This is a genomic window from Bacillus sp. PK6-026 (assembly GCF_054161455.1).
Window position 1 is genome coordinate 2,541,411 of the sequence record NZ_CP096418.1, and the last position, 11,769, is coordinate 2,553,179.

At 45.9% G+C, this 11,769-nt stretch carries 13 protein-coding genes; 2 read left to right on the forward strand and 11 right to left on the reverse strand.

What is annotated here, in order from left to right; translation table 11 throughout:
* Window positions 1–10: 10 nt before the first annotated feature.
* Entirely contained in the window at window positions 11–1,273 is a 1,263-nt protein-coding gene (locus M1D59_RS13030) for a Y-family DNA polymerase (protein ID WP_458117454.1), read from the reverse strand.
* 275 nt (window positions 1,274–1,548) lie between these two features.
* On the opposite strand from M1D59_RS13030, the gene M1D59_RS13035 reads away from it, so the two are divergent.
* A complete protein-coding gene (locus M1D59_RS13035) occupies window positions 1,549–1,761 on the forward strand; it encodes a YqzH family protein (protein ID WP_023855954.1) in 213 nt (70 codons plus the stop codon).
* 84 nt (window positions 1,762–1,845) lie between these two features.
* Window positions 1,846–3,084, forward strand: a complete 1,239-nt coding sequence (locus M1D59_RS13040; RefSeq protein ID WP_023855955.1) for an MDR family MFS transporter — start codon at window positions 1,846–1,848, stop codon at window positions 3,082–3,084.
* A gap of 51 nt (window positions 3,085–3,135) precedes the next feature.
* On the opposite strand, the gene M1D59_RS13045 is transcribed toward M1D59_RS13040, so the two are convergent.
* From M1D59_RS13045 to M1D59_RS13090, 10 genes are all read right to left on the reverse strand, one after another.
* Window positions 3,136–3,519: a VOC family protein gene (locus tag M1D59_RS13045; RefSeq protein WP_458117455.1), complete on the reverse strand. Its 384-nt coding sequence runs from the start codon at window positions 3,517–3,519 to the stop codon at window positions 3,136–3,138.
* A 14-nt stretch (window positions 3,520–3,533) separates the two neighbouring features.
* Complete coding sequence (coaA, locus tag M1D59_RS13050) at window positions 3,534–4,493, reverse strand: type I pantothenate kinase (RefSeq protein ID WP_020452068.1); 960 nt, start codon at window positions 4,491–4,493, stop codon at window positions 3,534–3,536.
* A gap of 243 nt (window positions 4,494–4,736) precedes the next feature.
* Entirely contained in the window at window positions 4,737–5,702 is a 966-nt protein-coding gene (locus M1D59_RS13055; RefSeq protein ID WP_458117456.1) for an ABC transporter permease, read from the reverse strand.
* Window positions 5,680–6,342 (reverse strand): ATP-binding cassette domain-containing protein, encoded by a 663-nt coding sequence (locus M1D59_RS13060; RefSeq protein WP_023855958.1) that lies wholly within the window; start codon window positions 6,340–6,342, stop codon window positions 5,680–5,682. Before M1D59_RS13060 ends, M1D59_RS13055 begins: the two co-directional genes overlap by 23 nt.
* A 114-nt stretch (window positions 6,343–6,456) precedes the next feature.
* Window positions 6,457–6,945, reverse strand: a complete 489-nt coding sequence (locus M1D59_RS13065) for a hypothetical protein (RefSeq protein ID WP_023855959.1) — start codon at window positions 6,943–6,945, stop codon at window positions 6,457–6,459.
* Between the two features lie 491 nt (window positions 6,946–7,436).
* Complete coding sequence (bcrC, locus tag M1D59_RS13070; RefSeq protein WP_023855960.1) at window positions 7,437–8,048, reverse strand: bacitracin resistance undecaprenyl-diphosphatase BcrC; 612 nt, start codon at window positions 8,046–8,048, stop codon at window positions 7,437–7,439.
* A 121-nt stretch (window positions 8,049–8,169) separates the two neighbouring features.
* Window positions 8,170–8,904: an ABC transporter permease gene (locus M1D59_RS13075; RefSeq protein WP_224067264.1), complete on the reverse strand. Its 735-nt coding sequence runs from the start codon at window positions 8,902–8,904 to the stop codon at window positions 8,170–8,172.
* Entirely contained in the window at window positions 8,897–9,817 is a 921-nt protein-coding gene (bcrA, locus tag M1D59_RS13080; RefSeq protein ID WP_023855962.1) for a bacitracin resistance ABC transporter ATP-binding subunit BcrA, read from the reverse strand. Before bcrA ends, M1D59_RS13075 begins: the two co-directional genes overlap by 8 nt.
* A 79-nt stretch (window positions 9,818–9,896) precedes the next feature.
* Entirely contained in the window at window positions 9,897–10,931 is a 1,035-nt protein-coding gene (locus M1D59_RS13085; RefSeq protein ID WP_023855963.1) for a sensor histidine kinase, read from the reverse strand.
* On the reverse strand, window positions 10,918–11,634 hold the full coding sequence (locus tag M1D59_RS13090) for a response regulator transcription factor (protein WP_025811198.1): 717 nt from the start codon (window positions 11,632–11,634) through the stop codon (window positions 10,918–10,920). Before M1D59_RS13090 ends, M1D59_RS13085 begins: the two co-directional genes overlap by 14 nt.
* Between the last annotated feature and the right edge of the window lie 135 nt (window positions 11,635–11,769).

Here is an 11,769-nt window from a genome sequence, read left to right on the forward strand (position 1 = left end):
ATTCTCCTTTCTATGCCTGATGGCCTCCGACCAATTTTGACCGCAGCCGGGCCGTCCCGGCGTTTGTATAGGAAACAGCCCGCAAAAGCGCTGTTGATCCGTGCCGTTCTCTGATGCCGTCCATCACGTACCCGAGCTGCCGCTTCTTTTCCTGATCGGGACGAAAAAGATCAAGCTGCATATTGGTGTCGTCTTGAATATTGGACAAAGAGACGGAAATTTTCCGAACCGTTTTGCCGGCATAAAACCGCTCGAACAATGCCAGACATGTATGGTAGAGATCAAGGGTGACATTTGAAGGGCTTTCCATTGTTTTTGAACGGTAAAACCCGCCGCCAAGCTCATCGCGGCTGTATTCGACGCCAAGACTGACGGTCCGGCCGGCCTGGCGGTGGGCGCGCGCCCTTTTGGCCACTTCTTCACACATTTCAAGAATGACATGCTTGACTTCCTCCGGATTCGGGTAATCGCGAAGCAAAATCTGGCTTTTTCCATAGCTGACCTGCCCCTCCAAGAGCGGCGCTCCGATCGCTGAAAGGTCGATGCCCCAAGCGTGATAATAGAGCTGGTTTCCCATCACCCCGAATGTTTTCTCAAGCCGCTTGAGATCATAGTGAGCCAGCTGACCGACTGTAAAAATCCCCATCCGGTTTAACGTCTTTTCCAGCCTGGAGCCGATTCCCCACATGCGGTGCAGCGGAGACAGCGGCCACAGCTTCGTTTTCACGTCTTCGTAGCCCCAAACGGCCACTCCGTCTGCTGATTTTTTCGCTTCAAGGTCAAGGCACAGCTTTGCCATCAGCAGATTCGGTCCGATTCCGACAGCACAGGGAAGGCCAAACTCCCTTTCCATATCATCTTGAATTTTCATCGCAATCGTTCGGGCGTCTCCCCACATGCTCTCAACACCGTCCACCTGAATAAAGCTTTCATCCACGCTGTACGTATGAATGGCATCAGGCGGCACATAGCGGCAGAACAGCCGGGTGAGCTCTGTAGAAACACGGACAAACAGCCCCATCTTTGGATTGACCAGCTTGATGCGCGGATCATCCGGCAGCTGATAAAGCCTTGTTCCCGTTTGCACGCCGAACTCTCTTTTCAGAGCCGGAGAAGCAGCGAGAACGATGCTCCCCTGCCGCTCCGTGTTTCCGACAACCGCCAGCAGGCAAGTCATCGGATCAAGTCCGAGCAGGACTGCGGCACAGCTTGCATAAAAGCTCCGCATATCAACGCACAAAACCGAACGCGACGGATATTGACCGTAATCCATCTCTCTCCCTCCAAAAAGAACTGATGTTCGCACAATTAGTGTATGAATACTATACTCCGAATATACGTTCGATTTCCAGGCGTAATTTTATCCAAAGAAAATCCTGGCTGAAAGCAACAAAAAACACCTTCTTTGGAAAGAAGGTGACATGGCGGATCATTCCAGTTCGGAATGCTGCCGCATCCGGTTTAATGGCTCAAATTGAAAGCTCCCTTGAGAACCTCGTTTTTTCCTAGTAAGATAAAAGAAAAAGCGCTCCTAAAGGAGAAAGACAAATGGATGAGAAACTGATTGAAAAAATGCTCGGACAGGCGCTGAAGCAGTACGGACGCAATGTTGCAACCGATCCGCTCAGCCCCGGCGAAAAAGAAATCCTGAAGCTGGCTTTGCAGGAAAGGCGGATCGAGGAACCGAATGAGGGGCTGCATGCCCATATCGAAGATGTCATCTATGATTATGTCACAAATCAAGGCTTGTTCTCCTTTTGATCACCCAGCATATAGAAATTCCTCTATTCACCGCCATTTGTTTCATGTATGATAAACAAATAAAAACGTAACGGAGAGTTTATCATGAAACAAAAATGGCAGAACATCCACCCGCTCAGCTGGACCATTATTGTCGGAACCATTTTCGGACGTATGGGCACAGCCATGAGCATCCCTTTTTTAGCAATTTATTTGACACAAGTGAAAGGCGCCTCTTCCGGCTTTGCCGGCGCCGTTATTGCAGCGAGCTCTCTGATCGGAATTGCGGCAAGCTTTTACGGCGGGTACTTATCAGACAGGTTCGGCCGGAAAACCATCATGCTCGTTTCGATTTTCGGCTGGACATTCGTGTTCGCCGGTTTCGCGCTCGCCGATCATGTCTGGACATTCTTTGTCATGAATGCCTTAAACGGATTATGCCGCGCTTTGTTTGAACCGACTTCAAGAGCGCTGCTTTCAGACGTATCCAAACCCGAAACGCGCCTTTTCGTCTTTAATCTCCGCTATACCGCGATCAACCTCGGCGTCGTCTTTGGTCCGCTTTTAGGCCTGTACCTCGGATCTTCGAAAACGACGCTGCCGTTTTTCATTGCGGCTTTCATTTATTTTATTTATGCGGCGGTGCTGGTCATTCAGTTTAAACACCACACCGTACCGGCAACTGAGCGGAATAAGCGTATAAAAGTGCGGGACGCGCTGGAGGTGACAAAAAAAGACCGGGTATTTACGATTACACTAATCGGTTCGATTCTTTGTTTATTCGGGTATTCCCACTTCACATCCACGCTCGCACAATACATGGCGGCCAGCCCGTTCATCGAAGACGGGACGAAAGTGTTCGGTATGATGCTGACGCTGAATGCCTTGGCCGTGCTTGTCGTACAGTACCCGATCGTACATATCGCCAAACGGTTTTCACCGATTTTATCGCTGATTGCCGGAAATGTGCTGATTAGCGGAAGCCTGTTCAGCCTCTCGTTTTTCCACGATCTATGGTCCATCGTCTTGATCATTATCGTGTTTACGATCGGGGAAGTGCTTCTCTTTTCGATGATGGATTTACTGGTCGACCGGATTGCCCGGCCTGAGCTGAAAGGCACTTACTTCGGGGCTATAGGCTTCACCCAGCTGGGAAGCGTGATCGGCCCTTGGGCGGGGGGAATGCTGCTGGACGCCTTTGGAGCGGAAAAGCCGTTTTTCACTTTTGCAATCCTGTCTGCTGTCACTATTTGCGGCGTTCCTTTCCTGGTGGCAGCCTTCCGGAAGCTCAAAATAGATGAAGCAAAAGTCAAATTAAGTTCGAAAAAAACGATGCAGCATTAATTGAAAACAGGCCGGCTCGGTCAAAGGCCGGCCTTCCGGCGTACGCCCGCCTCAAGGCGCCGCAAGTTCGACTTTGATGCGGTCGGGATCTTCGGTATATAAGGCATAATGCCCGCTTCCGCCGGCAAACGGATGTCTGTCTTCATATAAAATGCGGCATCCCCGCTCCCTCAGTTTCATTGTCATTTCGTCGACCTGTTCTTTGGATGCCGCGTAAAAAGCAAGATGGTTTAAACCGACGCGGCACCTGTGATAACCTGCTTTGACAAACTGCTCTTTCGCCTGCACAAGCACGAGATAGGCGCCGTTTGCTTTCCAGCTGATCCCGTCTTCCCATTGTTGAAAAACCTCATAGCCGAGCTCTCCGAGAAACCAGCCCCAAAAGCGCTTCGACACTTCCAAATCTGAAACATACAGTTCAATATGATGGATCATGCAAGCCTCCTCTTCTACACCCGTCTGACGAGAATCTCTTCCACCTTGTGGCCTTCGCCTTTTCTCAAGATTAAATCAGACCGGAATTTTGTAGGCAGAATGTTCTCATACAAATTCGGACGGTTGACGGTCTCCCATATTGACTTTGCCATATGGTCCGCTTCTTCGTCCGCAAGGTCTTTGAATTTATGGAAATAAGAACTCGGATCTTGAAATGCCGTCTCTCTGAGCATGCGAAAGCGTTCAAGATACCATTTGATAATGAGGTCTTCTTCGGCATCCACATAAATTGAGAAGTCAAAAAAATCGGAAACGAAAACCCGCGGTTTTGTCCGGTCGTCTTCGATCGTCGGTGTCTGCAGCACATTGACGCCTTCGATGATGACGATATCCGCTTGTTCAACCGTTTCGTAAACCCCTTCCAATCTGTCGTACGTTAAATGGGAATAAACGGGTGCGCGAACGATTTCCTTGCCGGATTTTAAATCGTTTAAAAACTCAAGCAATGCTTTGACATCATAGCTTTCCGGAAACCCCTTCCGCGACATCATCTGTTTTTCTGTCAGCACCGCATTGGGATAAAGAAAACCGTCGGTTGTGATCAGACTGACTTTCAGCCGTTCCTGCAAACGGGAGAGCACCGTCTGAATGATGCGGGCCGTCGTGCTTTTTCCAACCGCGACGCTTCCGGCAATCCCGATGATGAACGGAATTTTGGCCGCGTGAGGATGGTTCAAAAAACCGTTCACCCGGGTGTTCCGTTCATATTGAGTTGTCCGGTGTAAATAAAGCAGCCTCGCCAGCGGAACATAAACGGTTTCGACTTCTTCCAAAGACAGATAGTCATTTAAACCTTCAAGCCTTTTTACTTCCTCTTCGGTCATTTCTACCGCCATATGCCCGCCGAGATTTGCCCAGGCATCGCGGGTATGACTCGTATATAACGTGTGCAAATTCAAATCCTGATTCGCCATTATACTCACCTGCCCTCTGTTCAAAAGCTGTTTACTAAAAAGTGCATGAATTCCTGAGACCGCTTTATTATTATATAGAATTTTTCGAATATTTACGAGGAACAAGGTTTCAATCAAAACAACCGCCTCATCCAGAGACGGCAGATTCTGTTGTTCCAACTATTTGACACTCGCCTGCCAAACCTGAGCCAACGGGCATCCGTCGCTTGCAAAAAAAAGAGCGCAAGTGCCTGCGCTCTTTTTTCAAACGACATATTTGCTTTGCCTGTGCGCCATATAATAAGTAACCGCAGACAGCAAGCCGATGGATGCGGCTAAAATGATGACGACCGGAATCATGTCCACCTTCACCGGTGTAAACAGTTTAAAGCCGCCGCTGAAACTGAAAACCGCATGCCCGAGATTAGACAGCAGGTTTTTCAAATCGAATCTCCCCAAAGCAGGGATAAGCAGGCTGTAAACGATATACAGCAAAGCAGGCGTAATAAAGCTTCTGAAGAGGACGCCCAAATAAAATCCGACCGTCGAAAAAATGAAGCTGACCGCCAGAACGACAACGAGCTGAAGCGGGATATTGCTTTTTGAAACAGCGGGTATTGTGAACTCGCCGACCGGTATGGCCCTTGAAGCCAGGGAATAAAAGACGAAGCTTGACACATATGCCGTACATACAACGGCGATCACGGCGGCAGCCATCACCATGTAAACCGAACACTGTTTGGCCAGCAGAACGGATTTCCAATCATGGCTGACAGCTCTCACTTTCACCGTCTTGAACCTGATGTCGTAAGAGGAGATATAGATGGCATACAGCGTAAAAGCCAAGGGAAAAATGATGAAGCCCATCAGCTCAAGCGTCATGATAACCGACTGCTTGGGCTCCAGATGATGGAGGGACAAGACGAAATTCTCATAGTCAAACCTTAAAATATTTTCGACGATCTCTCCGTCGCCATCCTCGCTTTTCAGCTCCCCTTCCTTCACCTTGACGGGCGACGCCAGCGCCTGTTTAATATCGATGCCGAGTTCTTTATATTCGTCTTCAGTCTTTTTAAACTGCTGATAGCTGTCAATTGTATTTTTATAATGTACATATATGTATCCGGATGAAATGAATAATAGAGGAAGCAATAACATGACGAGCATTTTAGAATATGATTGAAATGCAAGCTCTTTTTTGAAAATATTATAAATATTCTTTATAGACATCGCCCAATTCTGCTCCATTCGTTTTAAAATTGTCTATGTGGATAGCTGAACCGTCTTTCAACACATATAATTGATCGACGATTGAAGAATAAAACTCAAACTGATGGCCGGCGGCAACAATCGTCATCCTGCTCGACCAGTCATTGATCAGCGCCTGAAGCTCCATCATGGACCGGTAGTCAAGCCCGTTTGATATCTCATCCAAAAACAAATATGACGGTTTGTTTAATGCAGCGATCATTAAGGCCAGCTTTTTCTTTTGTCCGTATGAATAGGTCTTAACCTTTTTTTTCAGCAGCGCCCGGCCGAGGAACTTTTGCGATAATTGTTCCAGCTCTTCTTTGCCGGCAGGTTTATTGATCAACAGTTTAATATTTTGATATCCGCTCAGATGATCGTAAAACGGGGAATCGTCATAGATAACGTGCACTTTGCTCCTGACGGCTTCAAGCGGCTCTCCGTCGTACAGAATGCCGCCTTCGAAATGTTCCAGCTTGAGCAGGCATTTCAAGAGCGTCGTTTTCCCGGCGCCGTTTTCCCCCATCAGGAAGGTGACTTTGTTTTTTTCGATATTCATGTTGAGACGGTTGAATACCTTTTTGCTTCCATAAGATTTCGTCAGGTCATCGATTTTGATCAATTAAAAAATCCTTTCTTGCATCAGGATGGTGTTGCAACATTCTCCATTATACAACGCTGCCATTAATTTCAAAATAGTCTTTTAGCAGCGTTGTATGAAATGGCTTACGGCAAATTAATCGTTTCCGTATTTTCCTTTTTTATTGACCCACCTTCTGTCTGTAAAGGTTGAGCTGGCGAATTCAACATCTCCCCACGGTGTAACGGTCCCGAAGCTCAGCGTTTTTTTCGCTCTCCATTTGTGAAGCCCTGAAGACTTGTAATACCTTTTAATCCCTTTTGCTCTCACGACATTCGGAAAGACGTAGCCGACATCCTGCGATCCGCTGCTTTTCGATACTTTTTTGCCGTTGTAGTACCAGTCGATATAATCTTTCGACCAGGCGAGGAAGCTTCCTCTTTTAATTGTGAGCCTTTTTCCTGCATATGCCGTCACACCGCTTTGGACAGATGCCTGTTCAGGAAGTGACTGCACGTATTCTGTCTTGGCTTCAAGCAGTTCTTTTTGCTCACTTGTCAGCTGCCCGTCCCCAGCAGCCGCAGCGAATGAGGATGGAACCAGGAGCGCCGCAGACAAAGAAAACCCTAAAATCGCTTTTTTCATTTCGTTTCCCTCCGTATTTTTGATAATTCGTATGTACGTCTTCAGCTGCCATCCATAAGCTACTGCCGCATCCAAAACAATTTAAGGTCCGAGTTCTCTCATTTTAATGGATGAAAAAATAGATTTCTAGCAGAATGGACCATTTTATCATTACCTATTGGAAATTATCACCTCCTATGTAATTGATATTATACCATATTTTTACTTATATTCAATTACTATTATTTGGAATTTTCGTCATGGATAGCCCGCATCTTTTATAATGGGGAGGAAAAAAGGAGGAAGAAGAGGAACCTATATACCTGGAAAGCGATTCTACAGCTGTTATTCGTACAAAAAAACAAAGCACCCGACAGACCGTCTACCTTCATGGAGACGGTCATATACTCTTGCTGTCGGGAACCGCCTTCGATTTGGAGGATGAAGAAGCCGATCGTTTATTTGTGAGTGCACATAGCAAAGGCTGCCTAAATCCAAGGCAGCCTCATCCTTTAAAAGTTCTTCGATTTATCGTTCGATTTGCTTTTGGAAGGAACAATCCGGTGTTCCACCTTTTCATAAAGGGACAGCATTTGATGAATAAATGACAGCTTCGGTGCTGTCCAGAATACAAACAGAGCTGACAACACGCCAAGAAGGGCTCCCGCCGCAACATCGAGCGGATAGTGAACGCCCGACCAAATGCGGGAAATGCCTACGGCAAACGCAAGCACAAGCCACAGCCAGCCCGTCTTTTTGTGAAACAGGAAGATTAAAAAGCCGATTGAAAAAAACAAAATCGTATGGTCGCTCGGAAACGAATTGTCAATTTCATGCTCTATCAGCTTGTTGACATTCGGAAGCGTGGCAAACGGTTGATAGTTGGAATGCAGAAAGCCCATGATTTTCCCAAGAATTTCGGCAATCACAAATGCGATGACTGCATAAATGACCATCAATCTGTTTTTTGTCGTCCGGGTCAGCCAATAAACGACAAGACCCAACGCGAGGAAGTACATCATATATTCGGCCAGAAAGTAAACGACCGGATTCAGCATCGAATACTCTTTTCCCAAATCATTAATGAAACGAAAAGCATCAATATTTAATTCTGAAAAAGACATGTTCCATTCTCCTTTTTTATACTTTTATCCTAAATATATCCATCAAAATTGTGCAATAAGCCTTTATCGGGATTAGGAATGTACAAACATGTGTTGCACATTCCCTTAGACTCCTCCTGCATCAATGAATATCGATTTTTTTAAAGTAAACGATTGTCGCGGCTAATCCAAGAACGGTTGTGGCGGCAACACTGATAAAAGAATATTCGGGCGGATATTCCGGAAAGAACGTACCCGAAGCGATCACCCATACCGCCGACCAGGGGAGTAAAGCGCTGTACTCCGTGCCGTATACCATAATGCTGACCATTGATATAATGATTGTAAAGATAATGGTGGGCACGTAGTTTTTAAACAGCAGTGTCACAAATATAATTGGACTGACCAGGAAGAAAAGAAGTGCCCCGCCTATCATAAATTGTTTAAACCCATCTATTAAAACCGCCGAACTGAGCCCTTCAAACTGGCCGATCAGCCCAAACAGCAGCGTCAGCAGCCAGGCAATCAACGTCAGCATCATGATCCAAATGAGGAGCAGAACCAATTTGCTGACAATCAGGCTGATTCTTGAAACAGGAATCGTCAATAGATTCTTTAGCGTGCTTTCAGCGTATTCCCGATTGAATAAATATGATGTAATCACGCCATACAACGGGACTCCGATCAAAAGCACAATATACAGGTTGGTATCGGAAAAGGTCTCACTGAAGCGAATCGGTACATCAGGGTACTTGGCTTTTTTAGCCAAAGACGATATAAAACAGATGAAAGGGGCTGCCGCCGCTCCCAGGATACTGACAAGAAACATCTGTGACCGCTTAAGCTTCAGCAATTCGGTATATAGCAAATTAGCCAATCGTCCCGCCCCCAATCAACTTCACGAAATAGTCTTCAAGACTGTCTTCGCTCATCGCAATCTTCAATACGTCTATTCCGTTTTCGACAAACAATTTATTGAGCTTTCCCTGCTGGCCCAAATGGGAGTATACCCGGATGATCCCGTCCTGGTGAACTTCGTAGTCATGAATATCAAAATGCTGTTCCATCAGAACGACCGCTTTATTTTGATCGGATAATTGAAATTCCAGATATTTGCGGTTTCTTTTTTTGAGATGGTCAAACGGAATTTCTTCAAGCAGTTTTCCTTCATGAATGATCCCGACATGATCGACGAGCTGTTCGATTTCAGACAAAATGTGGCTTGATATAAAGATGGTGATGTTTCTTTCTTTGGCGAGAGAATGAATGAGTCTTCTCATTTCTTTGATCCCGATCGGGTCCAAGCCGTTTGTCGGCTCGTCCAGTATCAACAGCTCCGGATAGTGAAGCAAGGCTCTTGCAATTCCCAGCCTTTGTTTCATGCCCAAGGAAAACTTGCCGACGAGCTTTTTCGTTTCATGCTGCAGGCCCACGATCTCCAATACTTCATCGATCGCATTTTTTTTATGGATACCTATGATTTTCGCATTGATCAGCAGGTTTTCCCTTGCCGTCAAGTTCGCGTAAAAGCCGGGCACTTCCACGATAGATCCGATTCTTCTTAAAATTTCTTTTTTATTCTTGAAAAAATTCTCTCCGAAAATTTCTATCTGCCCGCTGGTCGGTTTGATCAGACCCAGTAGCATTCTGATCGTCGTCGTTTTGCCGGCGCCGTTTCGTCCCAAAAATCCGTATATATCTCCTTGTTTTACATTGATATTGAGATGGTCTACAGACTTTTGCGGCCCGTACATTTTCGTGAGATCCGTCGTTTTAATAATTGTGTTCAAAGTTGATCCACTCTCTTTCACTCGCCTTATAACTACATCATAAACAGAAGGATTTAACTTCTTCTTAACCAATTCTTAATTAATTCTTAAATGATTGGAGATGGTTTTGTTTAGGCAGCGAAAAACCAAACGTCGTTTTTTCCCACGGGACGCTCTGTGCCCATATGCGTCCGCGGTTTTTTTCGACGAGCGATTTGGCGATGGCAAGCCCCAGGCCGCTCCCGTCATCAAGGCTTCTCGACCGGTCTCTGCGGTACATTCTATCAAACACGTTTTCAATATCGTTTTCCGGAATTCCCGGACCTTGATCCCAGATGAGAAGCTGATATTCATGTTCTGATTCCGTCAGTTCGATTCCAAGTACTTTTCCCTCTTTTCCATAATGAATGCCGTTTCTCACGATGTTTTCGATCACGCGGATCAAGCTGAGCCGATCTGCAATAACAGAGCATTTCTTTTCCGGGATCTGTACATTCAAATCAATGTCATGTTTTTTCAGTTCCGGCAAAAAGTCGATCAGCGTTTCCCTAGCGACTTCGGCCAGGTCAAAAAACTCTGTTTTCAACTGGACTTCATTCGCGTCTAATTTCGCCATGTTGAATATTTCATCGATCAATTGCTTGAGGCTGTTGGATTTTTTAGAAAGGATATTGAGATATTCCTGTTTCTCTTCTTCCGAAGACGCGACCCCGTCTTTTAATGCATCAACATAGCCAATAATTGATGTGAGCGGCGTTCGGATATCGTGGGAAATATTAGACAGCAGCCGTTTTCTGGCCGCTTCCGATTTTGCGGCGTTGATTTGAACTTTTTCAAGCTGCTCTATCAATTCGTTAATGGAAAAAATGATTTCATTAAACGGCTGACCGCCTTTCGCCAGCAATCTTCTTCTTAAATTTCCATCCGCCACGCGCTTCAGCTCGGTTTCGATCAGCTTTAAGCGATCGATGAAGCGAAGCCTCATCGTAAACAGCAGCGCGGTAACGGCAAACAGAAAAATAAACAACATTGTGCTGAAAACCCCAAAGGAAGCCGTTTTCATATAGATGAACAAAAGTGCTGCAATCGCCGCACATTGCAGAATGAGAAGCAGCAGCTTTTTATCGGTCAGCATCTTTCTCACCTACAAACTTATAGCCAATTCCCCAAACAGTTTGAATAAATTGTGGATCGGAAGGGTCCGGCTCTATTTTTTTTCTCAGCCTTCTGATATGCACCATGACCGTATTGTCATCTTCTATGTATTGATCGCTCCATGCGTTTCGAAACAGCTGCGTTTTCGTAAATACCTGCCCCGGATTTGAGGCGAAAAACTTCAGCAGTTCAAACTCCTTCGCCGTCAGAGAGATCTCCTGTCCGCCCGCGGTGACCGTATATGTTTTCAAATCGATGGTCAATCCTTTAAATTGAATCAGCGATTGTTCATCGGAGCGGCTTTCGCTTCCGAGGACCAAAAAGCGCCTCAGCATGGCTTTGATCCGCGCAAGCACTTCGTTTACGCTGAAGGGCTTTGTTATATAATCGTCGGCGCCGATGGACAGTCCTAAAATTTTATCGCCTTCAAGGTCTTTGGCGGTCAGCATCAGGATCGGAACATTCGTATGATTCCTCATCCTTCTGCAGACCTCGATGCCGTCGATTTTCGGCATCATGACATCCAATATCACGAGGTGGTAATGGTTTTGTTCAAACAGCCTTAACGCATCTTCTCCGTCAACTGCCACGTCAACCTCATAACACTCTCTTTTTAAATAGGTTTTCAATAAATCTCTGATTTCTTTTTCATCATCCGCTATGAGCACTCGAATGGTTTCCACTTGGTTCACCCGCTTTTATTTTGTCTTGATAGATGTTCACACCGCAGCACCAGCTGCTGCTTGTTTTTTGAAATATTTCCTCTCTTTTCTTTGCCTTTCATTATAACAGAGAGTTGATAAGGCAAACAAAAGGCA